The following is a 21,221-nucleotide window of genomic DNA, read 5'->3' as shown; positions in this document are numbered from 1 at the left end:
GAGAAAGTTCTTCGTACTTACCGGCGTGATGTGCCTTGGCCTCACGGCGACTCTGCACGCCTCACCCCCGGCCGCCGACGACCTGCTGGCGCAGGCCACGGAGCGGGCGCAAACGCAGGTGCAGGCCCAGGATCGTATCTACGGCGCCGAGTTGATGACGCCCCGGGAGCGCGCCGCGTATCAGGAGCGCATGCGCGCCGCGCGCACCGAGCAGGAGCGCGCGGCGATTCGCCAGGAGCACCACCAGCAAATGCAAGAGCGCGCCAAGGCGCTTGGCAAGACGCTGCCCGATGCGCCGCCCGCGGATCGCCCGCGCGGCGGGATGGGACCGGGCGGGGGCATGGGGCCCGGTCGCGGCATGGGCGGCGGTGGCGGCGCGGGTGGTCAAGGGGGCGGCGGCCGCTGACCGGCTTGCCTTGCCGGCACCGGTTGGTGCGGGCGGGACGGCGCGACGCGGCGGATGCGCAGCCGACGGGGTGTCCGAGATGGCCCGCCTACTGGAACTGCGCCCAGGCCGGCGCGCCGCACTCGGGGCACTGCATCTCCAGGCGGATGATGTGGTGCACCAAGTCGCGGTGGTTCGGCCCGTCCGGCCACGGCCCCTCGTGGCGCGCCTGCAGCTCGCCGTAGCTGTCGAGCAGGAGGACCGTGGGTGTGCGCTCAGCCAGCCGCGCGGTCACCTGCCCGTCCGCGTCACGCACGAGCGGAAACGGCGGCGGCATCCCCTGGGGCGGCTTCTGCACCACGGCGAGCACCTCCGCGCCCGCCTCGCGGTACTCCGCGTAATGCCGCGCGAAGCCGTCCAGCAACGCTCCGCACTCCCGGCCGCACAGCACCAGCACCACGGGTTTGATCTGGCGGTAATCGAGCAGCGAGCACGATCGCTGGGCGCGTATCGCGGGGAGCAGCCGGAAGTTCGGCACGATGGCACCCAACTCGGGGCGGTTCATGGCGCATACCTCCATGTCGATCACAGGGCGGCGCGCGGCCGCGTTCCATTAAGCGTAGCGAGTGGCGCGCAGGGCTGATCGGCTCCAAACGCGGCGGCAAAGCTCCCAACCACGGAGCGATGGCCGCGACGGGCATGCGGCCGGCTCGCCAAACAGGCCCCCCCCAGTCCGTCACTTGGGCCGCCGCTACCGGACAGACCGTCGGCGCCGAACGGACGAACCACCCCGCGCCCACTGCCGAAATGTTCAATCTGGGCTACACGTTAAGCACCATGTCGCAGCCATCGTCCACTGCACGCCACGCCGCGGCGCGGCGCCGGAGCTCTGTCGGTCGCTACCTGCTGATCGGCTTGACGGTGATGCTTGGCCTGTTGGTGGTGAGCTGGGCGCTGGGGCGCGCGTTCTTGGAGGTGCAGATTTCGCCCCACCAACCCCCGGCGGCCAGCCCGGAGCCGGCCCCCGGTGCGACGCTGCGCGAGGTGTACGAGACGCTGCAGGCGGCGGGCAACGGCACGCCCGAGTTGCGGCTGCTGGAGGGCAACGTGGAGGCGTGGGTGGCGCGCTGGCGCCTGATCGCCTCGGCGGAGCGGCGCCTGGACGTCAACTATTTCATTCTGAAGCCCGACGTGTTCGGCGCGGCGTTCCTGGGCCACTTGCAGCACAAAGCGCAGCAGGGCGTGCAGGTGCGCGTCATGCTCGATGGCATGGGCGTACGCATGTCGGGTATCCGCGGCTTCAACGGCTACTTGGATGCGCTGGCCGACACGCCCAACCTCGAGGCGCGCATGTACCGCCCGCTGCGCACCCGCATGCTGGACATGTTCCTGACCCTGAATCCGGCGGCGCTGGCGGCGGGGGAGCACGCCAAGCTCTTGCTCGCCGACGACCTGCACGGGCTGACCGGCGGGCGCAACATCTCCGACGAGTACTTCGCCCCGCCGCAGGACAACCCGCTGACGTTCCGTGACACGGATGTACGCCTGTCGGGCAGGGATACCGCCGCTTCCCTGCGGCGCGTGTTCGAGGCGCGTTACGAGGCCCCGGAGTCGCGGGGTGTGGTGCGCCGCCAGCTCGCCGATCACGACGACGGCCCCGCGCTGCGGCTGGCCTACCTGGCGATGGACGCCTGGCTGCACGACGCGCCGCTGCCAGCGGCGGTGCGGGCGGAGATCGAGCGCCTGGGCCTGCCCTGGCTGAAGGAACTCGAGGCGATGCCCACGCTGCGCGGGGCGGCGGCGCTGCCGCCGACCGGCGTGACCCGCGCCGAGGTGCGCCTGCTCGACAGCGGGACGCGCCTGCTACAGGGCGACGACCCGGTGAACCGCGACCTCGCGCGTCTCGTGGGCGCCGCGCAGCAGGATGTCTTCATCCAAAGCCCCTACCTGATCCTGCCGGATCGGGCCGTGGAGGTGCTGGCCGAGGCGGCGGAACGGGGCGTACGCATCGTGCTCTATACCAACGGTCCGACCTCCACCGATCTGCCGTTGACGCAGGCGCTGTTCCTGGAGCGCTGGCCGGAGTTGCTCGCGCGGGTGCCGACGCTGCGCCTGTACGTGGCGGGCGACCGGCGCAACGTGCACGGCAAGCTCGCGGTGATCGACGGCGAGCTGCTGCTGGTGGGTACCTACAACCTCGACCCGATCAGCATGGCGCTCAACAGCGAATTGATCGCCGCGGTGTGGTCGCGCGAGCTGTCGGCGTTGGTGATCGGCGCGCGGCGCGCGCTGCTCGCGGGCGAGGGGGGCAATGTGCGCGAGTACCGCATTGCGCGCCACCCCGACGGCACCCCGCAGCGCGACGCCCGTGGGCGGGTGCTGATCGCCGCGGGGTCCGACGAGCACGTCGAGGCACCGCCGGCGGTCGGGCGCTACCGGGCGATGCTGCGCGCCGTGCAGACGATGCCGGGGAATCTGCCGTTCTACCTGAGCGGGCCGGGGCCGGGTCCGCTGGCGCGCCAGGAGGCCGCCGCCGACTAGGCGGCCGCTCGGCGGCGCTGCCCGTGCCATAATCCGGCGCTGTGCACTTCGAGGATTCTCAATGAACGGATGGATGCGATGGGCGGCGGCCGCGGGCCTGCTGGCGCTCGGCGGCTGTGCGGCCGTGCAGGAGTACGTGCAAGACCCGCAGGTGGAACTGCGCGACGTGCGTGTGGTGTCCATGTCGCTGGCGCAGGCGCAGGTTGCGTTCGATTTCGACGTGCACAACCCCAACCGGCTCGGGGTCTCGTTGCGGACGCTCAGCTACCAACTCGAGCTGCAGGATCGGCCCTTTATCAGCGGCTCGCATGACCAGCGCCTGCACGTCGGTGCCAACGACACCTCGCGTCTGACGCTGCCGATCACCTTGAACTACGCGGAGATGCTCGACTCGCTGCGCGCGCTGGGCCGGGAGGATCGGGTGAGTTACCGGCTGAGCGGCGAGGCGCAGCTGGGCCCGTTCAAGGTGCCCTACAGCCAATCGGGCACGCTGCCCGTGCCGCGCCTGCCGGAGGTGTCGGTGCGCAGCCTGCAGGTGGAGGCCCTGGGTCTGGCGGGCGCGCAACTCGCGCTCGGCGTGCAGGTGAAGAACGCCAACCAGTTCCCACTTCGCCTGAACGGCTTCAACTACGATCTGCAGTTGGCCGGCGCGTCGCTCGCGCGCGGCGAGAGTAGCCAGCCGCTCGACATCGCGCAGAACGAGGCGGGCATGGTGCAGCTGCGCGTGTGGCTCGACTACAGCCAGCTCGGCGAGCTGACGCAGCTGTTGCGTCAGGCGCGGGCCCTGCCGGTGGCGGTGGCCGGCAACGTGCGCATCCCCGGCCCCACCGGGGAGGTGGTCGTACCCTACAGTTGGAACGGCGAGGTGCCGTTAACCCGTCGATAGGCCTCCGGCGTCTGCGGAGCCGCCTCTGATACCACAGCCCGATCAGGGCTGAAGAAGAACAAGGGACCCGAAACGGGCCCGAACCTTCCACCGCGGCGCGGTTCGGCGGCAGCCGGGCCGAGGCGCGCGCGGTGGTTTGCAGGAGGGCGGATGAACGCCGCGATCTTGTTCCTGGCTTTCCTGGCCGTTGCGGCCATTCTGTACGCCTTGCTCGCGCGGCGCTGGCGCCCGTCCGGCGAGGGGCAGTCGGATTACATCCGCCGCGGCGCGCTGTTCAGCCCCGCCGAACGCTCCTTTCTCGGCGTGCTGGAACAGGCCGTCGGCAGCGACTACCGCATCCTCGGCAAGGTGCGCGTGGCCGACGTGCTCGAGGTGATGGCGCGCGATCGCGCCGCGCACCTGCGCGCCTTCAATCGCATCTCGGCCAAGCATTTCGACTTCCTGCTCTGCACTCCCGACGAGATCGTGCCGTTGTGCGCCATCGAGCTCGACGACCGCTCCCACCGGGGCGCGGCGCGGCGCCGACGCGATGCCTTTCTCGAGCACGCGTGCCGCGACGCCGCGCTTCCCCTGCTGCGCATCCCGGCCACCCGCAGCTATTCCGTCGAGGCGCTGCGCGACGCGGTGCTGCGGGCGACCACCGTCGCGCCGCCGCCCGCGGTTCGCCGCGAGCCGGTGTTCGACGAGGGGGAGGTGGAGCCGGACCCGCCGCCGGGCCGCGTGGAGCCGACCATCGGGCCGCTGGTCGCGGGCGCGGCCGAGGCAGCGCCGCCGTGCCCCAAGTGCGGCGGCGGGATGCGCCGTCGGCGCGCGGTGTCGGGGCCACACGCGGGGCGCGAGTTCTGGGCCTGCGCCGCATTCCCGGACTGCCGTACCGCGGTGCCGGTGCGCGCCGAGGGCGCCACCGCCTGAGCGGCGCCCGGCTGTACCCCGGCGCCGCGCAGCGGATATAGTGCGCCCAAACAAGTACCCGGGGGGGGCGGACATGACAACACGCGACTTTTTCCGGCGGCTGGCCTACCTGTGCACACCCGCGGCCCTGTTGGCGGTAGCGGCCTTGTCGCAGACCGGCTGCAGCTCGGAGGAGTCCGCCGCGGAGCGTGAGCGGGCAACGGCGCAGCAGACGCCGCTGCGCGTCATCACCCTGCGCCAGCTCGACGGCCCGGACTTTCTGCCGCGCAGCGGTCTGCCGGATGCGGCGGAACGCGAACTGTTGGGCGAGTACGCCGCCGGCGAGGGCCGCGCCATCGAGTGGGTGCTGGTCGACTCCCTCACCGAGCTGTTCGCGGCGCTCGAAGCGGGGCGAGGCGATCTCGCCGCGGCCAACCTGACCATCACCGAGACACGCATGGCGCGCTTCGCGTTCTCCGCGCCGATCGCCTTCGTGCGCGAGGTGGTGATCGGGCGCACGGACGTGCGGCTCGAGTCGCCGCGCGATTTGCGCGGGCAGCGTGTGGCCGCGTTCGGCGACAGCAGTTTCCAGGAGACCCTGCAGCGCATCCACGCCGAGCGCTTTCAGGAGCCGTTCGAGATCGTGACCGCCGAGGGTGGCTCGGACGAGGCGCTGCTCGACGGCGTGGCCAACGGCAGCTACGAGCTCGCGGTGCTGGACAGCAACACCGCCCTGGCGCTGCTGCCGGGCCGCGAGGACCTGCACGTCGCGCTCACGCTGCCCGACGTGCGGCCGGTGGGCTGGGCGGTACGGCGCGACGCCCCGCAGCTGCTGGCGAGCGTGAACCGCTTCCTCAGCAGCCATCAATTGCTGAGCACGCCGAACGAGATCCATACCGACGACCTCGACGGCATCGCCGCGCGCGGGGTGCTGCGCGTAGCCACGCGCAACAACGCCGCCAACTACTTTCTGTTCCGCGGCGAGTTGATGGGTTTCGAATACGAACTGGCCAAGCGCTTCGCCGACAGCCGCGGCCTGCGCCTGGCGGTGGTGGTGCCGCCGAGCCATGCCGCGCTGCGCGATTGGGTGCGCGACGGCCACGCCGACCTCGCCGCGGCCTCGCTCACCATCAGCGCCGAGGGGGGCGGCGAGGGCATGGTGTTCTCGCGCCCCTACCATCGCGTCACCGAATTGCTGGTGACGCGCGCCGATGACCTCGGTATCCAGTCCGCCGACGACCTCGCCGGGCGCACGGTCGTGGTGCGCCGCAACAGCAGCTATTGGCGCACCCTGAGCGCGCTGCGCGAGGCGGGTTACGCCTTCGAACTGGTGGCCGCGGCGGAGGACCTGGAGACCGAGCAGATCATCGATCGGGTCGGGCGCGGCGAATACGACCTGACGGTGGCCGACAGCCACATCGTCGAGATCGAGCAGACCTACCGCGACGACATCCGCGCGGCCTTTGCGTTGACCGAGGAGGGCGCGCACGGATGGCTGATGCGCGCCGACAACCCGCAACTGGTGGAGGCGGTGAACGGGTTTTTGCGGCGCGAGTACCGCGGCGTGTTCTACAACCTGACGCGCGCCAAGTACTTCGGCAACGACCGGACCATCCAGGCGCACGTCGGCGAGCGGGTGGACGGCGCCTCGGCCGCCGCGCTCTCGCCGTACGACGAGCTCGTGCGCCGCTACGCCGAGCGCTACGGCTTCGACTGGCGTTTGGTGGTGGCGCAGATGTATCAGGAGAGCCGCTTCGATCCGGCGGCCCGTTCCTGGGCCGGCGCGCTGGGGCTGATGCAGGTGCTGCCGCGCACCGGCCGCGAACTCGGCTTCGACGATCTGCACGACCCGGACTCCGGCATCCACGCCGGCGTGCAGTACATGGACTGGCTGATGCGCCGCTTCGAGCCGGAACTGAACATGGCCGACCGTACCTGGTTCGCGCTGGCGGCCTACAACGCCGGTATCGGTCACGTGCGCGACGCGCGTCGGCTGGCCGCGCAAAAGGGCTGGGCCTCGGACCAGTGGTTCGACAACGTCGAGCACGCCATGCTGCTGCTCGCGCAACGCGAGTATCACCGCCACGCGGCGCACGGCTACGTGCGCGGCCAGGAACCGGTCAACTACGTGCGCCACATCCGCGATCGCTTCGAGGCCTACGCGCGCCTCACCGAGCAGTAGTCGCTGCGACTGTCGGCGGGCGCGTGGCGGCGCCCGCCGCAGCCGCTTCAACCCCGCCACTTGCCTAAACTTTCCGATGTTATCCCAGGGCGCTCGCGGTATCGCCCGGGCGTGAGTTTCTTGTACGCGAGGACGCTGCCATGAACTGGACCTTCGCCTACGCTGTCGGCTTCCATCCTTGGGAGGACGCCGTCGAAGATGAACCCTTCGTGCACACCGCCCAGGCGCTGTTCGCGCGCGAGGAGCAGGGTCGCCGCCCGCCTTTTGGACGCGCGCTGGATCTTGGCACCGGCAGCGGGATCTGGGGGATCGAGCTCGCCCGCCGGGGCTGGGACGTGACCGGCGTGGACATCGTGGAGAAGGCCTTGCGCCGCGCCCACGTGCGGGTGGAACAGGCCGGTGTGCCCATGCGGCTGATCCAGGGCGACGTCACGGCGCTGCGGCAGGCGGGCGTGGGCAGCCACTACCGGCTGGTGCTCGACACCGGCACCTTCCACGACCTGCCCGATGCCGCGCGCCGGGCGATGGGGCGTGAGGTGAGCGCAGTGGCCGCGCCCGACGCCTCGGTGCTGTTGCTGGTATGGCCGCGCCGGCGCCGGCCCTTGATCCGCGGTGCCGACCGCAGCGAGATCCTGGCCGCCTTCCCGGGCTGGCGGATCACCCACGTGGAGCCCTCGCACTTCCGACTACCGCGCCTGCTGCAGTCGATCATGCGGCCGGACGAGCAGTGGTACCGCCTGCGGCGGGCGTAGCCGGTGCGTTGGGAGGTCGGATCAATCCAGCCTGGACATGATTAGCGGCCTGCGGCCGCGATCATGGCGCCGCGTTTCTGGATGGCGCTGCGTGCGCGGACTCGGGGCCGAAACGGCGCTCGAGATAGGCATTGATTTCGGACGACTCGTACATCCAGCGCACGGCGCCGTCCGCCTCGGCGATGCGCAGGCAGGGCACCTTCACCTGACCGCCGCCGCGCAGCAACTCCTCGCGACTGACCGGGTCGTGCTGTGCGTCGCGCAGCTCGATGTTCAGCGCCAGACGCCGGATGGCGTGGCGCGTCTTGATGCAGAAAGGGCAGGTGCGGAACTGGTACAGCTTCAGGGCGCGCGTCGCCTCGTCCACGCGCTGCTGCTCGGCCGCGGGCCGCTCGATGGGCGTGGGCGCCTTGACGAGGTCGTACAGCACCATCACGGGCGCGAGCGCGAGGCGTACGCCCCGGAAGAAGAATCGAATCAGGGTTCTCATGGCGGACCTGGTTGGTTTCAAGGTAGGTCTGGCCGCGTCCATCCTGGATCGCTCAGACTGCGGCACATCCTGTGCGGCAGGGCGCGCCGAATGGGCCGGCGCCTGCCAAAGCGCGCTAGCTTAGCAAGCCGCGGCGGCCGGTGTCAGGGCCCGCCCGCGTGTCCGGCGCGTGAGCCTGGGAGCGAGTTGGCCCGCGCGGCCGCGCCCGCCCCGCTTGCGCCGTGTGGCCGCGGCCGCCAGGATGCGTGCACGGGAGACATAACAAGAAGAGGCGCCGGTGAAGATCATCGAGGTGGTGGCGGACGCGGGACATGTCGACACGCTGCTCGGCATCGCGCAGCAGCACGAGGCGGTGGATGCGTGGGCGGGGCCCGCGGGAGAGGACGGTCGTGTGGCGGTGCGCATGCTGGTGGCCCCCGACGCGCGTCAGAACGTGATCGATGCCCTGCAGAGCATCCTGGGCGCGGCCGATGCGCGCATCGTGATCCTGCCGGTGGAGGCGACGCTGCCGGCCCCCAAGGCGGGCGAGAAGCCGGCGCCGGCGGGCACCACGCGCGAAGAGCTCTATAGCGACATCGAGCGCGGCGCGCGGCTGGACCTCAACTTTCTGCTGTTGGTGTTCCTCTCCACCATCGTGGCCAGCGTCGGACTGCTGGAGGACAGCGTGGCGATTGTGGTGGGCGCCATGGTGATCGCGCCGCTCCTCGGGCCGAACCTCGGCCTCGCCCTCGGTACCTCGCTGGGTGATACGCAACTGGTGGTGCGCTCCTTGCGGACCAACTTCGCGGGCCTCGGGCTCGCGGTGGGCTTGTCGGTGCTGATCGGCCTGTTCTGGGAACTCGATTACACCTCCGCCGAGTTGATGGCGCGCACCGTGGTGGGCCTGGACAGCATCATCCTCGCCCTGGCCTCGGGGGCCGCCGCGGTGTTGTCGCTCACCACCGGCCTGTCCACCGCGCTGGTGGGCGTGATGGTCGCCGTGGCACTGATGCCGCCGGCCGCGACCTTGGGCATGATGCTGGGCGCGGGGCGCTGGGACTTCGCGCTGAGCGCGGGGCTGCTGCTGGCGGTCAACATCGTGTGCGTGAACCTGGCCGCGAAGGTGGTGTTCCTGTTCAAGGGCGTGCGCCCGCGCACTTGGCTCGCGCAGCGCAAGGCGCGCCAATCGATGCTGATCTACGGCGCGTTCTGGCTCATCAGCCTGCTGGTGCTGCTTGGGGCCATCGTGCTGCGCCATCGCTTCGGCGTGAACACGGGGGCCTGGTGAAGGCGGCGCGCCCGCACGTTAACCGCCCATCAGCGGCCGGGCCGCGCCCACTGGCAATACTCGGTCGGATCGAGCAGTGGTGTTCCGCCGTGTCGATGCCGTCCACTCGGCGAGGTGCGGGGTCAAGCCCCGCCCGGCACCAATAGCACCAGCCGGCGCGCGGTGCGGCACACTTCTTCGGCCGTGCTGCCGAGCAGCAGTTCCTTCATGGGATTGGCGCCGCGTTTGCCTACGATGACGATGTCGGCGCCGCTCTCCTCGGCGGCGCGGGCGATCTCCGCGGCCGGCCTGCCTTGCCCGGGGAGTCGGATGTCGAATCCCGGCGCTCCCGCCCGCCGCCCCAAGGCAGCCAAGTGCTGCTCGACCCGCAAGCGTTCGCCCTTTTCCTCGCGCTCGTCCCAGCGGCCGACGGACACCACCATGCCCCTGCTGCACTGCGGCGCAAGGTGCAGAAACGCCGCTTCGGCGGCCGCGGCAGCGAGGGAGGCGTCGGTGGCGAGCAGCGGCCGGCACACCGGTTCGGGCGGCAGGTGCGCGTCGGCGTCGGTCGGTGCCAGCAGCAGCGGGCGGTCGGTGAGGCGGGCGAGATCCAGCACGGTGCTGCCGAGCAACAGATCGCGCAGGGTGCTGTGGCCGCGCGTGCCGACCATGATGACGCCGCAGCCGTGCGCGCGCGCCGCGCTGAGGAGCTCCTGGGCGACGGCGCCGACGCGTACCTCGGTGTCCACCGTCAACCCGAGCGGGCGCAGTGTCGCGGTCGCCTGCTGGAGTTGTGCTTCGTAATGCGCGCGATGGCCCACACCCGGCGCACGGGCGTAGCCGGTGGGCATCACGTGGACGAGGGTCACCGCGCGGCATCCGAGTACCCGCAGCCGATGCACCTGGGCCTGAAGTCGTGGCCAGGCAGGGGAGAAATCGGCCGCCACCAGAATATGCTCGAGCATGTCTTACTCCCGCATCATCCAACGCCCGGGGTGTGCGGATCCGCGTGGGCGCGTCTCACTCCCGGCGCCACGTGCTTAGGGCGCCCTCCACCCCCAGGCGCTGCCAGCCCCAGAGGCCCTCCAGCGTGATCCGGTAGGGCTCTCCCTCCAGCGCGCGTGCGACGAAGACGTCTACCCCGTCGATGTTCGTACGCGCATAGTCTTCGCTCGCCTCCGGTGCACCGAGCGTGGCCACCGGCACCGCCGCATGGCCGCCGGCGCAGCCGTGGCGCGGCGAGGCCCGCAGCGTGACGCTCCCTCGGTTGGCCAGGATCCACTCCCGCGCCTCGGCGCTCAGGGTGATGTGCGTCATCGGCGATGCGGCGCCTCACGTGCGGGAAACCAGTGCCGGGTGCGATTGGCGATGCGCACCAGCGCGAGCATCAAGGGCACCTCCACCAGCACCCCCACCACGGTGGCGAGCGCGGCGCCCGATTGCAGGCCGAACATCGCAATGGCGGTGGCCACGGCCAGCTCGAAAAAGTTGCTCGCGCCGATCATCGCCCCGGGGGCGGCCACCGCATGGCGCACCCGCCAGGCGCGCGCCCAGTAATAGGCGATGAAGAAGATGAGAAAGGTCTGGATGATCAGCGGCACCGCGATGAGGCCGATGTGGAAGGGGTTGGCGAGGATGCGCTCGCCTTGGAAGGCAAACAGCAATAGCAGGGTGATCAGCAGTCCCGTGGGCGTGACCGGCCCCAGACGCTTCATGAACACGTTGTCGAACCACGCGATTCCGTTGCGCCTGATCAGCGCGGTGCGGGTGAGGTACCCCGCCGCGAACGGGATGACGAGGTAGAGCAGCACGGACAGCGCGATGGTCTCCCACGGGACGAGGATGTCGGAGATCCCGAGCAACAGCATCACGATGGGCGCGAAGGCGAACAGCATGATGATGTCGTTCACCGCCACCTGGACCAGGGTGTAGGCCGCATCCCCGCGCGTGAGATAGCTCCATACGAACACCATCGCGGTGCAGGGCGCCGCCCCCAGCAGGATCGCGCCGGCCAGGTACTCGCGCCCGATGTCGGGTGGGATGAACGGTTCGAACACGACCAGCAGGAAGAACCACGCGATGGCGAACATGGTGAAGGGCTTGATGAGCCAGTTCACGCTGGTGGTGATGCCGAGCCCCTTGGGCTCGCGGCGCACGCCGAGGATGGCCGCGAAGTCGATCTGCACCATCATCGGGAAGATCATGGCCCAGATCAGGAGGGCCACCGGGATGGACACCGAGGCGTACTCCATGCGCGCGAGGGTCTCCGGCACGATGGGCAGAAGCTGCCCCAGCGCGACGCCCGCGACGATGCACAGCGCCACCCACACGCTCAGATTGCGCGCGAAAGGACCCATCGCCTCGCGGGTGGAGACCAGGGCCTCGCCGGACATCGACTCGCTCATGGTGAGGGTCCTTGCATCCCGTGGGTTGTCGACGTTGCGCAGGGCGAACTCGCCCTGTACAGCTCTCCGCACGCGGGAAGCCGTTCGTTCCTGCGCAGCGGCGGCCGGGCTTCCAGTGCGGCCCGGCGCCGGCGCGGCCGGCCATGGTAAAGCGCTACGGGATGAAAGAGTAGGGGCGGCGCACGCCCGTGTCACCCGTCCCGACGGATGTTTCAGAACGCTTCGGTGAGCGCGAAGTAGACGGCGGTATCCTCTTCGCTCACCGCGACGTCGAGGCGCAGATTGATGCGCTCGGTAGCGCTCACGCGGTAGCGAAGTCCGGCACCGCCGGTCCATTTGAAGTCCGAGGGTGACAGCTCGGTCAGCCGCGGCGCGACATCCCCGGTGGCCAGGAATGCCACCGCGCTGATGCGACGCCAGATCGGAAAGCGCAGCTCGCTTTGGAGCGTTAAGCCGTCGCGGTCGCGGAAGCGCCCCGTCAGGTAGCCGCGCAAGCGGGCCGGAGGCGCGGTGTTGGCGAGCAGCGAGAGCTCCTGGAACGGCACGTCCCCGCGCGTCAGACGCGCGTGCTGATGCAGGGCGAGCACCCAGCCGGGGCGCAGCGGCACGAACTGGCGCGTGTCGAGCACCCACTCGCGGAAGCGGTAGTCGCTACCGAACGCCGATCCGTACGCGGTGATACCCAGGTTCAGATACAGACCCTGTTCGGGTGCGAACACGTCGTCGCGGCTGTCGTAGCTCGTCACCAGCCCCGCACCGGCGACGAGACCGCCGTCGAAGCCGGGCGGGCGCGTGCGATCGAGCAGGCCGCCGCGGACGACCTCCTGCAAGCGGTAATGCCGTGCCGCGAGCCGCGGCCCGATCCAGAAACGCGCGCCGGTGCGCCGCTGCAGATTGAGGTCCGCTTCCAGATTGCGGGACTCGTAGGTCTCCTCGTCCGCCTGGCGCGTGTCGGCGCCCAACCCGAAGTAGTCGGTGGGCCAGTCCGCCGCGGCGAGGCGCCCCTGCAGCAGCCAGCCCTCTTCGAGGTAAATGCGCGGATCCAGGCTCAGGCTTCGCTGTTCGCGTTCCGACCAGGCCGCGCTGGCGACCAGGCTCGAGGCGGGCGCCGCGCCGAAGCGCGTGCTGCCGATGGCGGACACGGTGAGGGCCCAGCACGTCTCGGGCGCATAGATGGGGAACGGCACAAAGATCCATTCGGTGTCGCGCGCGGCGGCGGACAGCGGCTGGACCCCGGCGAGCGTCGCCACGGCGGCGATTGCCGCGGCACGGGCGTGGCGGCGCCGGCGGGACACCGGCACTAGCATGGCGCCCGGGCCGGCGCGCCGACCGCGTGGCAGGGTGGCGCGCCGTCCGTTCGGCAGAACAGCACCCTCTCGGGCCCGGGTTCCAGGTCCGGCAGCGTCAAGGCATCGCGCTCCACGGCATGTGCGGACGCGGCCGCAAGCGGGCCGCACGACGTCTCACAGTGTAGGTGCGCGCGCCCGTGCCCACGCCTGCACCGTCATCCTGCGCGCGACGCCGATCGCCACCCGCGGACGAGCGGGGCGAGCGGAACGCCGAGCCGCGCGTTCCGCTCACGCGCCGCGTACGGCGCGCGAGTTGTCGCCCCGCCCGCGCTGCGGTCTGGCGCGGGTTTAGCCGGCCTCACGCGTGGCTTTGCTCGTCACTCCTTGAGCGCCAGCAGCGAGATGCTCTTCACGCCATAGGTGGCGCTGGCGCCCTGCGCCGCTTCGGTCAGGAAGCGGTACTGCGGGTTCTGGCGCACCTGTTGGATGCGCAACCCGCCCGCGGCAATGGCCGTCTGATAGGCGTCCTCCTGCATGGCGCCGCCGATGCACGCCGCCCACAGGGTGGCGTCGCAGGTCACCCCTTCCGGCAGCGGCTGTTCGGTCACGATGTCGGAAATCGCCAAGCGCCCGCCGGGCTTCAACACCCGGGCCGCTTCGGCGAACACCTGTGCCTTGTCGGCGGACAGGTTGATCACGCCGTTGCTGATCACCACGTCCACGCTCGCATCCTCGAACGGCGGCGCCTCGATGTAGCCCTCGTGGAAGGAGACCATGTCGATGCCGGCCTCCTCGGCGAGGTGCCGGGCCTTGGCGCGCTGTGCCTCGGTCATGTCGAGCCCCAGCACCCGACCGTCGGCGCCGACTTTCAGTGCCGCGATGAAGGTGTCCATGCCGGAGCCGCTGCCGAGGTCCAGCACCACATCGCCCGCGCGTATGTCCGCGAGGTCCATGTGATAGCCGACCCCCGCGAACGAGGCCACGGCCGGTGTGGGAATGCGGTCCAGGTCCTCGGGCGGATAGCCCAGGCGCTCGGCGAGCCCGCGTCCCATTTCGAAGTGGAAATCGCCCTCGGGTTCTTCCGCCACGCGGCGGTACATATCCTTGACCTTATGCTCAAGGGCCTGTCGATCGACCGCCGCGCCGGCGGTTGCTGCGGTGGTTGCCATAGGGTGTACCTCCTTGTCATGCGCCGAGATGGAACCTGCGGCGTGGGTCTCATTGAATGCCCAGTTCGTCGAGCATCGCCTCGAAGGCCGGCTCGGCGCGCTCGACCGCGCGTGCGAGGTTGGGGTCGGGGTGCAGCACGGTCATGAAGCGGGGATGCAGCATGGACATGCGGGTCGTGCCGTCCTCTTCGTACACCGCGATGTGCCCACAGGGCATCATCGCACCGACGTGCAGTCCGGCGGCGAAAATGTCCTCGCCGATGGGCAGGTAGCAGATTTTCACCGCGGTCAGTTCGCCGCCCTTCAGCGGAAACTCGGCGAGGAAGATCCAGTCTTCTTGTGCGGTGGCGTACTGCTGGATGCGGGCCGCGAGCTCGGCCGGCGAGCCGGCGACTTCGTGCACGATGAACAACTCGTCCGACTCGGCGACGCTGTGCTGCGCGAAGCCCAGGAGCAGGACCGTGAACGATAGGCAGGTGACGAGTTTCTTCATGGCGTATGCCTCCCTATGCCGCGCCGCGGCCGGGGCGTGTGCCTCGGGTGCCGGTCCGCTGCCGCGGTCGCGGGGGCGGAGTGTTCAGCCGGACCGGCGAACCGACTCGGTGAACATAGTGCTAGGGAGGGTGTGCGTCTTGAACAAATGTTACCCGCCTTGCCGCGTGCTCCAGGTGGTGCCGGTACGCCCGCGGTGTGCAGCCCCCTAGCGCCCGGAATTCGCGCGTGAAGTGACTCTGGTCGGCATAGCCGCACGCAGCGGCGACGCCGCCAAGGGCAACCCGCGGGTCCTGACGCAGCAGTTCGGCGGCGCGCCCGAGACGCAACCAACGCGCGGCGGCTTTCGGCGTGAGCCCGGTGTGTTCTCGAAAGCGGGCAACGAAGTGGCGATGGCTCCAGCCGAGCGTCCGCGATAGATCCGCCACCGGCAGCGCGCCGCCCGCGGCCGCCAGCCGCGCCCAGGCCCACCGGATTTCGGCGCGGGCCTCACGGCCGGCACGCGCCGCCCGGCGCCGGAAAAAGCTGTCGAGCAGGGCGAAGCGCTCGCTCCCGCTGCGGGTGGCGGCGAGTTGTAGGCCGAGGCGCTGCGCCTCCGCGCCAAGCAACTCATCCAGCGGGGCGGGGCGCCCGCCAAGCTCCAGCACCGGCTCCCCCAGAAGCTCGCGCGCCGCCCAGGGTGGGAGGATGATCTCGATGCAGGCCCGCGGGCCGGTGAACTCGGCGAATAGCGGCCGGTGGTCGGGACCGACCACGAAGGAGTGGTGGCCTTGCACGGCACCTTCGCTCTGCAACCGCAGCGGGGCCCCGGACCCGATGACCATGACGACCTGCCCGCGCGCGAGTTCCAGGTGCCGGTAAGGCGGCGCGAAGGTCTCGCTGTAACTGCGGTATTGCACTACCCGGTCGCGCAGCGCGACCGCCGGCGCCTGCATGCAGGAGGCCGCGGTGCCGCTCGGCGGTGTAAGGACAGGGTGTGGCTGGATCACCTCATGGGCCCATCACGGGTGCCGTCTGACGCTACGCCCAAGTCTAGTCGGGATTGGACCTGAACCTGCCGCTGCTCGCAGTGCTCGCCACTGACTGCTCTCGATCGTGAGCGATGACGCTGCGGCGAAGCTGAGGGACACCAGCCGGGGCTGGCGGAGGCTATCCTGTATCGCCGATCTTCGGCTCTCGGGCACCGTGCGTGCGTCCCGCGCGTGCAGCTCGGCTGCGTGGCCCCTTGACGCGCCGGCGTGTTGCGGTTCCGGTTTCGTGGCGCGCGCCGTGAGCTTTCTTTGCGCGACGCGCGCCGCGCGCCATACTGCACGATGATCCAGGCGCAGAGGCGCGCCCGGCGCTGGCCGGACGACCTCGCGCGTGCCCGCTGTCAGGCCGTCGCGCGGGCGCGGGCACCTGCCGATCCGGTGATCGACGGCCGACACGGGCCGCCGCGCGCGGCCGCAGGAGGAGGCTATGAAGCGTATTGCACTGCAAGCGGGGGTCGTCTCGGTGTTGACCGGCGCGCTGGCGCTGTCCGGTTGCGCCGGCGGCTATGACCAGGCATCGCGGGCGGGTACCTACGAGGGTCCCCCGACCGCGGTGGGCGAGGGCGAGGCGCGCAGCTTCGTGACCCTGGACGCGCAGGGCGAGCCCATCGCGCTCGGCGTGCGGCTGTCCCCCGCAGCATTGACGGGCCTGCCCTCCGATGTGGGCCACGCCGGTCCGGCGGTGGAGTATCGTCTGGACCTGCCACCGGAGGCCGCCGCGACCGGCTATGACCACGTGACCGTGGACTGGAATCCGCACGGGCATTTTCCGCCGGGCGTGTACGACGTGGCGCATTTCGATTTTCATTTCTACCTCATCGATGACGAGGCGCGGAACCGCATCACCGGCGAAGGCGAGGACCGCGCGCGGGCGAGCAAAGCGCCGGCGACGGAATTCATGCCCGCGGGGTATGTGCTGCCCGAGGGCACCGATGAGCCGCGCATGGGCGCGCACGCCATCCACCCCGGTGCGCCCGAGTTCAACCAGCAGCCGTTCACCAAGACCTTCATCTACGGCTTCTACGATGGCGAGATGGTGTTCGTGGAGCCGATGGTGACCAAGGCATTTCTCGAGACGCGCGCCGACGTGCGCGAGGCGATCCCGCTGCCCGAGCGGTATCACCGCACCGCGTACTACCCGACCGAGTACCGCGTCGGCTATGACGCGGAGACCGAAGCGCATGTCGTGGTGCTCGAAGGCCTCGTTCGGCACTAGCCCGGCTATCTCACCGGCCTAGCCGTTGCGCAGATGGTCCCGGCGGGCGCCGTCGCCGGGACCTATTACCTGCTCCTTCCTTCCTCCCGAAGCTGTTGCCGCTCGACGACAGCGAGCCCCGGCGCGCGTGCCGCCGTGCGGGCCCCTTCACGCTTGTGCGCCCGGCGTCATCCGCACGATCCGAAAACGTGAACCAAGTCCCTAATCTGCGTTCGCGGCGCACCTATGCTGCATCGCAATGGAACCTTTTCCAGGCGCCGTTCGTGTCAGGGAGCAACGGTCGCTAGTCGCCGCAAAAAGAACAGGGAACGATGGGCTGGTTGGCACACAACGTATGGAAGCGTAACGCGCACGATCACACCTTCGTAACGCTGATGCGTCCTCACCTCGATTACCTGTACCGCATGGCCTACCGCTTCAGCGGCAATGCCGAGGATGCCGAGGACTTGTTGCAGGAACTCACCATCAAGCTGTTTCAGCGCGTGGACGAACTGCGCGCCGTGGAGCAGTTGCGCCCGTGGCTCACGCGCGCCCTCTACCGCCTGTTCGTCGACGCGCGGCGGCGTGTGGCGCGCTCGCCGCACGGCTACTTGGTCGAGCCGAGTGAGTCGGACGATGGTCTCGATGCCTTGGTTGGCGAGACGGCCTCGCCCGAGGCGGAGACGGAGCTGTGGCTGACCGGCCAACGCCTGCAGGCGGGCTTGGCGGCGCTGAGCGACGACCACCGCGCGCTGCTGGTGCTGCACGATGTGGAAGGCTACACGCTGACCGAACTGGTGGACCTGCTGGAGACGCCGCTCGGTACTCTCAAGTCCCGCCTGCACCGTGCGCGTGCGCAGCTGCGCCGGCATCTGGAAAGGGAACCTTTTGCGCGGCGTGAGCGTGTTAGTGCGTGAGGAGGGCACATGAACTGCCGTGACATCAAATCGGAACTCGACGACTGGCTGGACGGCTATCTGCCGCCAGCGCGGCGGCAACGGGTTTCGGCGCACCTGAAGCGTTGTACGGCCTGTGCGGGGGCGTTGGCCGATCGCCAGGCGCTGGATGCGGCGCTGCGGGCGATGCCGGTACCGCCGCCCCCGCCAGGCTTTGCCGACCGCACGCTGGCGCGGGCGGTCGCGGCCCAGCCGCGGCGGCGCCCGCTGGGCGGCTTGGCGCTGGCGGCGAGCCTGATGATCGGTGTCGCGGTCGGTGCCTTGTTGACCCTCCCGCAGCAGGCCGAGGTCGGGCCGGCGGCCCTGGCGGGCGTCACCGTCACGGCGGCCGAGCCGCGCAACGTCAAGCTGATGTTCGAAGCCGGGCAGGCTCTGCAGGCGGTGACGCTGACGGTGCGCCTGCCGGAAGGGGTCGAACTGCACGGCTACCCGGAACAGCGCACGCTGAGTTGGGTAACCGACCTCGAGCGCGGCACCAATCAGCTGACCCTGCCGCTGGTGGTACGCAGCGGCGCGGGCGGCGAGGTGGTGGCCGAGATGGAGTACGGCGGACAGCGCCGGCTGTTCAACCTGCAGGTGCGGGCACAGGAACCTGCGGGCACAGCGGCCACCGCCCCTGGTGTAGCCATTTGAAGATCACAATGAGGAGAGACAACATGAAGATGGTACCGAAGATGCTGGCTTTCACGATGGCCCTGAGCGCCGGTCCGGTGTTGGCCGCGGGCGCCGAGGCAGACCTCGACGTCACCATGAGCGTGATCTCGGACGAAGGCAGCGTGCCCGCGGCAGTGGATCGCGTGATCGAGCTGCCGCCGCAGGCCGCCGAGATGGCCAAGGAGCGCGCGCAGCGCGGCCTGGACAACGCGAACCACGTCCGCGAGCACGCCCAGAGCGCCGGCAGCCACGCGCAGGAGCATGCCCGAGGGGCGGCCGCGCACGCCCGCGAGCACGCCGAGAGCATGGCGCAGAACGCCAAGTCCGTCGGCCGCGAGGCGCGTGAGGAGGTATCCGAAGAGGCCCGTCAGCTGAGGGAGGAGGCGCGTGCCGGGTTTGGGGCCGAGGTCTCGGCGGAGGCGCGCGTGATGCGCAACGAGTTGCGCACCGACGTGGGGGCGGAGGTCCGCACCCGGTGATGGCGCAATCCATCACCGCGTAAGCGGGCTACCCGTAGCGGCCGACGGCAGAGCTCTGCCGCCGGCCGCGTTTTTGTTTGTTCCATCGGTGGATGTCCATTTCCCAGGGGAGTCGGCCATGAGGGCGTGGCAGTACCTTTGTATTTCCATCGGGTTCTTCGCCGCGGCCGCGGTCGCGGCCGATGCGCCAGCAGAGGCGGCGTCGGCGGCCGGCCGCGAGGCCTTTGCGCAGGGCGATTACAGCGGTGCCCTGCAACACTTCATCGATGCGCGGCGCGCCGGCCTCGATTCGCCGCAGCTCAGTTACAACCTCGGCGTCACCTACTACCGCTTGGGGCGCTATCACGAGGCGCGCCAGGAGTTCGAGGGCCTGCTGGGCGATGCCGAGCAGGCGGCGAACGCCCATTACAACCTCGGCCTGATCGCGCTGAAGCTGAACGATACGCGCGCGGCGCGCGAACATTTTCAGCAGGCGCACGACACCACCGATTCGGAGGCCTTGCGGGCACTGGCGGCGCGCGCGCTGGTTCAGGCGCAGCCGCGCGCCGTGGCTAGTCGCCGCACCGCCGGCGTGCTGTCGCTGGGTGCGGGATACGACTCCAACGTGGCGCTGGTGCGCGACGCGGATCAGATCGGCACGCGCGATGAGGGCGACGCCTTCGGCGAAGTGCTGGCCGGCGTGCGCCACCCTTTGGGTGAGTCGTGGGAGTTGGACGCGGCGTTCTACTTGCGGCATTACGCGGACGTGGATGCGTTCGATCAGTCCTCGCTGCGCCTCGGCATGATGCACCGCACCACGGGCGAGGTGTGGCGTAGCGGGATCGGCGCGCACGCCGAGCGCCTGTTTCTCGGCGGGGAGGTGTTCCAGTCCGCCGGCACGCTCACCCTGGAGGCGGCCCGGCCTTTTCAAGATGGCGCGGAGCTGCGCCTGCGCTACCGGCCGAGCCGAATCGTTGCCGAGGCGCCCTATGAGTACCTCACCGGCTGGCGCCACCGCGCCGGTGTTCAACTGCGCTCACCGCTGGCGGAGGCTTCCCTCACACTGGGGTATGAGTTGGAGCTGAACGATCGGGACGACTTGCCGCAGGATGAGCCCTTCGCCAGCCGCTCGCCGCAGCGCAATGCCCTCTCGGCGCAGCTCGGCTACCCGCTGTCGCGCGCGTGGGACCTGACCGTGGCGGGGCGCTACCGCTACAGCCGCTTCGAACAGGAAACGATCGGCCCGCCGCGCCTAGGCATCAGCACCAACCGCCGCCGCGTGGACGAAGAGTACGAGATGGAGTTGCGCCTCGATCGTATCCTGACCAGACACTGGTACCTGTTCGGCCGCCACCTCTACACCCACAACCAGTCGAACGACCCCGAGTTCGACTATTCCCGCCACGAGACCATGCTCGGGCTGGAGCGCCTGTTCTAAGAGCAGCGCCCCGACGTTCTCCGACCGTCGCGCGGCCGGGTTCAGTCGACGAGGCCTGGGCCGGGCGCTGTCTCGAATGGCGGTGACCTGAGCCGCTGCCTCAGGCCCGAGGATGTAATCGCGCTGCAGCCCTCGGCGGCAGCAGGTCGGTGAGCCTGGCCGCGCGGGCGTTGCCGGGTATCACCGCCGGCGGTGGATGAGCGTACCGCCGCAGTTTCCTTGGCAGGGAGGTGATACGCAAGCTCCCGATCAACGGCACGGAGGTCTACTTGCGCACCGCCGGATCTCAACGTCGCCATCAGCAGCCTGTACCGTAAAGAGTGCGCCGGCATACGCTGCCGCGACCCGAAGGTGATTCTGGATACCGGCGCCAACATCGGCACCTCGGCGCTCTACTTCGCGCAGCGCTACCCCAGGGCACGGCTTGCGGTCGAACCCGAAGACGGCAACTTCGCGCTGCTGGAAACGAACACCCGGCACCTGCCGAACGTCACGGCGCTGAAGGCTGCGGTGTGGGGCAGCACCGAGAAACGCGTCATCAAGAACCGCGCCAGGGCACGTTTCGCCGCATTCGGCGACGGGCCGGCGCCATACCTAAGATCCACCAGCCCTTCGCCGCATTGGTCCGAGTTGAAGTTCCGACCCGGTGACCTATCTTGAAATTCAAGGGCGCTAGAAGGAGCCGGCGGAAGCCCGGCGGCGCCCGAACTCCAAGGTAGGAGGCCGAACGCGCGGGAGCCCGAGTCCCGCCGTTTGGAAGG

General features: G+C 70.0%; 22 protein-coding genes. 13 read left to right on the top strand and 9 right to left on the bottom strand.

What is annotated here, in order from left to right:
• The first annotated feature begins 28 nt into the window (after positions 1–28).
• Positions 29–406 (top strand): hypothetical protein, encoded by a 378-nt coding sequence (locus HUS23_05930; protein QKT04995.1) that lies wholly within the window; start codon positions 29–31, stop codon positions 404–406.
• A gap of 88 nt (positions 407–494) precedes the next feature.
• Here HUS23_05930 and HUS23_05925 read toward each other — a convergent pair whose 3' ends face one another.
• Positions 495–950: a redoxin domain-containing protein gene (locus HUS23_05925; protein ID QKT03373.1), complete on the bottom strand. Its 456-nt coding sequence runs from the start codon at positions 948–950 to the stop codon at positions 495–497.
• Positions 951–1,222: 272 nt separating this feature from the next.
• Between HUS23_05925 and HUS23_05920 the strand changes: the two genes are divergently transcribed.
• The 5 genes from HUS23_05920 to HUS23_05900 all read left to right on the top strand — a co-directional run bounded on the left by HUS23_05920 (position 1,223) and on the right by HUS23_05900 (position 7,637).
• A complete protein-coding gene (locus HUS23_05920; GenBank protein QKT03372.1) occupies positions 1,223–2,926 on the top strand; it encodes a phosphatidylserine/phosphatidylglycerophosphate/cardiolipin synthase family protein in 1,704 nt (567 codons plus the stop codon).
• 61 nt (positions 2,927–2,987) lie between these two features.
• The gene (locus tag HUS23_05915) at positions 2,988–3,812 is read left to right on the top strand and encodes an LEA type 2 family protein (GenBank protein QKT03371.1); all 825 of its coding nucleotides are present in this window, start codon (positions 2,988–2,990) and stop codon (positions 3,810–3,812) included.
• Between the two features lie 150 nt (positions 3,813–3,962).
• The gene (locus tag HUS23_05910) at positions 3,963–4,724 is read left to right on the top strand and encodes a DUF2726 domain-containing protein (protein QKT03370.1); all 762 of its coding nucleotides are present in this window, start codon (positions 3,963–3,965) and stop codon (positions 4,722–4,724) included.
• 73 nt (positions 4,725–4,797) lie between these two features.
• Positions 4,798–6,885: a transporter substrate-binding domain-containing protein gene (locus HUS23_05905; protein QKT03369.1), complete on the top strand. Its 2,088-nt coding sequence runs from the start codon at positions 4,798–4,800 to the stop codon at positions 6,883–6,885.
• A 140-nt stretch (positions 6,886–7,025) separates the two neighbouring features.
• The gene (locus tag HUS23_05900; GenBank protein ID QKT03368.1) at positions 7,026–7,637 is read left to right on the top strand and encodes a class I SAM-dependent methyltransferase; all 612 of its coding nucleotides are present in this window, start codon (positions 7,026–7,028) and stop codon (positions 7,635–7,637) included.
• Positions 7,638–7,698: 61 nt separating this feature from the next.
• Here the strand turns inward: HUS23_05900 and HUS23_05895 are convergent, their stop codons facing one another.
• A complete protein-coding gene (locus HUS23_05895; protein ID QKT03367.1) occupies positions 7,699–8,127 on the bottom strand; it encodes a glutaredoxin in 429 nt (142 codons plus the stop codon).
• A 277-nt stretch (positions 8,128–8,404) separates the two neighbouring features.
• Between HUS23_05895 and HUS23_05890 the strand changes: the two genes are divergently transcribed.
• Positions 8,405–9,394 carry a TIGR00341 family protein gene (locus tag HUS23_05890; protein ID QKT03366.1) on the top strand — a complete coding sequence of 330 codons (990 nt, stop codon included), beginning with the start codon at positions 8,405–8,407 and terminating at the stop codon, positions 9,392–9,394.
• A 122-nt stretch (positions 9,395–9,516) separates the two neighbouring features.
• On the opposite strand, the gene HUS23_05885 is transcribed toward HUS23_05890, so the two are convergent.
• The 7 genes from HUS23_05885 to HUS23_05855 form a co-directional block, all read right to left on the bottom strand.
• The gene (locus HUS23_05885; GenBank protein QKT03365.1) at positions 9,517–10,338 is read right to left on the bottom strand and encodes a universal stress protein; all 822 of its coding nucleotides are present in this window, start codon (positions 10,336–10,338) and stop codon (positions 9,517–9,519) included.
• Positions 10,339–10,393: 55 nt separating this feature from the next.
• Positions 10,394–10,690, bottom strand: a complete 297-nt coding sequence (locus HUS23_05880) for a hypothetical protein (GenBank protein QKT03364.1) — start codon at positions 10,688–10,690, stop codon at positions 10,394–10,396.
• Complete coding sequence (gene arsB / locus HUS23_05875) at positions 10,687–11,778, bottom strand: ACR3 family arsenite efflux transporter (GenBank protein QKT04994.1); 1,092 nt, start codon at positions 11,776–11,778, stop codon at positions 10,687–10,689. The genes HUS23_05880 and arsB overlap by 4 nt, the downstream gene beginning before the upstream one ends.
• Before the next feature lie 212 nt (positions 11,779–11,990).
• Positions 11,991–13,085, bottom strand: a complete 1,095-nt coding sequence (locus HUS23_05870; GenBank protein ID QKT03363.1) for a BamA/TamA family outer membrane protein — start codon at positions 13,083–13,085, stop codon at positions 11,991–11,993.
• A gap of 359 nt (positions 13,086–13,444) precedes the next feature.
• On the bottom strand, positions 13,445–14,236 hold the full coding sequence (locus HUS23_05865) for a methyltransferase domain-containing protein (GenBank protein QKT03362.1): 792 nt from the start codon (positions 14,234–14,236) through the stop codon (positions 13,445–13,447).
• A 49-nt stretch (positions 14,237–14,285) separates the two neighbouring features.
• A complete protein-coding gene (locus HUS23_05860; protein QKT03361.1) occupies positions 14,286–14,729 on the bottom strand; it encodes a DUF302 domain-containing protein in 444 nt (147 codons plus the stop codon).
• 121 nt (positions 14,730–14,850) lie between these two features.
• Positions 14,851–15,663, bottom strand: coding sequence for a helix-turn-helix transcriptional regulator (locus HUS23_05855; GenBank protein QKT03360.1), 813 nt, complete (start codon positions 15,661–15,663; stop codon positions 14,851–14,853).
• Positions 15,664–16,186: 523 nt separating this feature from the next.
• Between HUS23_05855 and HUS23_05850 the strand changes: the two genes are divergently transcribed.
• The 6 genes from HUS23_05850 (at position 16,187) to HUS23_05825 (ending at position 21,120) form a co-directional block, all read left to right on the top strand.
• Entirely contained in the window at positions 16,187–16,975 is a 789-nt protein-coding gene (locus tag HUS23_05850) for a DUF5602 domain-containing protein (protein QKT03359.1), read from the top strand.
• A gap of 311 nt (positions 16,976–17,286) precedes the next feature.
• The gene (locus tag HUS23_05845) at positions 17,287–17,871 is read left to right on the top strand and encodes an RNA polymerase sigma factor (protein ID QKT03358.1); all 585 of its coding nucleotides are present in this window, start codon (positions 17,287–17,289) and stop codon (positions 17,869–17,871) included.
• A 9-nt stretch (positions 17,872–17,880) separates the two neighbouring features.
• Positions 17,881–18,543, top strand: a complete 663-nt coding sequence (locus tag HUS23_05840) for a zf-HC2 domain-containing protein (GenBank protein QKT03357.1) — start codon at positions 17,881–17,883, stop codon at positions 18,541–18,543.
• 23 nt (positions 18,544–18,566) lie between these two features.
• On the top strand, positions 18,567–19,043 hold the full coding sequence (locus HUS23_05835) for a hypothetical protein (protein ID QKT03356.1): 477 nt from the start codon (positions 18,567–18,569) through the stop codon (positions 19,041–19,043).
• A gap of 118 nt (positions 19,044–19,161) precedes the next feature.
• On the top strand, positions 19,162–20,460 hold the full coding sequence (locus tag HUS23_05830; GenBank protein QKT03355.1) for a tetratricopeptide repeat protein: 1,299 nt from the start codon (positions 19,162–19,164) through the stop codon (positions 20,458–20,460).
• 351 nt (positions 20,461–20,811) lie between these two features.
• Positions 20,812–21,120, top strand: a complete 309-nt coding sequence (locus tag HUS23_05825; GenBank protein QKT03354.1) for an FkbM family methyltransferase — start codon at positions 20,812–20,814, stop codon at positions 21,118–21,120.
• The last annotated feature ends 101 nt before the right edge of the window (positions 21,121–21,221 follow it).

The sequence above is a fragment of the Ectothiorhodospiraceae bacterium 2226 genome (assembly GCA_013348725.1).
GTDB lineage: Bacteria > Pseudomonadota > Gammaproteobacteria.
This window is presented reverse-complemented; position numbering and strand designations above follow the sequence as displayed.

What these genes read in the sequence shown, in the direction of transcription:
- HUS23_05900 (QKT03368.1), top strand. Translation starts at nt 7,026, where the DNA reads ATGAACTGGACCTTCGCCTACGCTGTCGGCTTCCATCCTTGGGAGGAC.
- HUS23_05925 (QKT03373.1), bottom strand. Translation starts at nt 950, where the DNA reads ATGAACCGCCCCGAGTTGGGTGCCATCGTGCCGAACTTCCGGCTGCTC.
- HUS23_05905 (QKT03369.1), top strand. Translation starts at nt 4,798, where the DNA reads ATGACAACACGCGACTTTTTCCGGCGGCTGGCCTACCTGTGCACACCC.
- HUS23_05855 (QKT03360.1), bottom strand. Translation starts at nt 15,663, where the DNA reads ATGCAGGCGCCGGCGGTCGCGCTGCGCGACCGGGTAGTGCAATACCGC.
- HUS23_05840 (QKT03357.1), top strand. Translation starts at nt 17,881, where the DNA reads ATGAACTGCCGTGACATCAAATCGGAACTCGACGACTGGCTGGACGGC.
- HUS23_05870 (QKT03363.1), bottom strand. Translation starts at nt 13,085, where the DNA reads ATGCTAGTGCCGGTGTCCCGCCGGCGCCGCCACGCCCGTGCCGCGGCA.
- HUS23_05930 (QKT04995.1), top strand. Translation starts at nt 29, where the DNA reads ATGTGCCTTGGCCTCACGGCGACTCTGCACGCCTCACCCCCGGCCGCC.
- arsB (QKT04994.1), bottom strand. Translation starts at nt 11,778, where the DNA reads ATGAGCGAGTCGATGTCCGGCGAGGCCCTGGTCTCCACCCGCGAGGCG.
- HUS23_05915 (QKT03371.1), top strand. Translation starts at nt 2,988, where the DNA reads ATGAACGGATGGATGCGATGGGCGGCGGCCGCGGGCCTGCTGGCGCTC.
- HUS23_05865 (QKT03362.1), bottom strand. Translation starts at nt 14,236, where the DNA reads ATGGCAACCACCGCAGCAACCGCCGGCGCGGCGGTCGATCGACAGGCC.
- HUS23_05860 (QKT03361.1), bottom strand. Translation starts at nt 14,729, where the DNA reads ATGAAGAAACTCGTCACCTGCCTATCGTTCACGGTCCTGCTCCTGGGC.
- HUS23_05920 (QKT03372.1), top strand. Translation starts at nt 1,223, where the DNA reads ATGTCGCAGCCATCGTCCACTGCACGCCACGCCGCGGCGCGGCGCCGG.
- HUS23_05880 (QKT03364.1), bottom strand. Translation starts at nt 10,690, where the DNA reads ATGACGCACATCACCCTGAGCGCCGAGGCGCGGGAGTGGATCCTGGCC.
- HUS23_05835 (QKT03356.1), top strand. Translation starts at nt 18,567, where the DNA reads ATGAAGATGGTACCGAAGATGCTGGCTTTCACGATGGCCCTGAGCGCC.
- HUS23_05850 (QKT03359.1), top strand. Translation starts at nt 16,187, where the DNA reads ATGAAGCGTATTGCACTGCAAGCGGGGGTCGTCTCGGTGTTGACCGGC.
- HUS23_05830 (QKT03355.1), top strand. Translation starts at nt 19,162, where the DNA reads ATGAGGGCGTGGCAGTACCTTTGTATTTCCATCGGGTTCTTCGCCGCG.
- HUS23_05910 (QKT03370.1), top strand. Translation starts at nt 3,963, where the DNA reads ATGAACGCCGCGATCTTGTTCCTGGCTTTCCTGGCCGTTGCGGCCATT.
- HUS23_05885 (QKT03365.1), bottom strand. Translation starts at nt 10,338, where the DNA reads ATGCTCGAGCATATTCTGGTGGCGGCCGATTTCTCCCCTGCCTGGCCA.
- HUS23_05895 (QKT03367.1), bottom strand. Translation starts at nt 8,127, where the DNA reads ATGAGAACCCTGATTCGATTCTTCTTCCGGGGCGTACGCCTCGCGCTC.
- HUS23_05845 (QKT03358.1), top strand. Translation starts at nt 17,287, where the DNA reads ATGGGCTGGTTGGCACACAACGTATGGAAGCGTAACGCGCACGATCAC.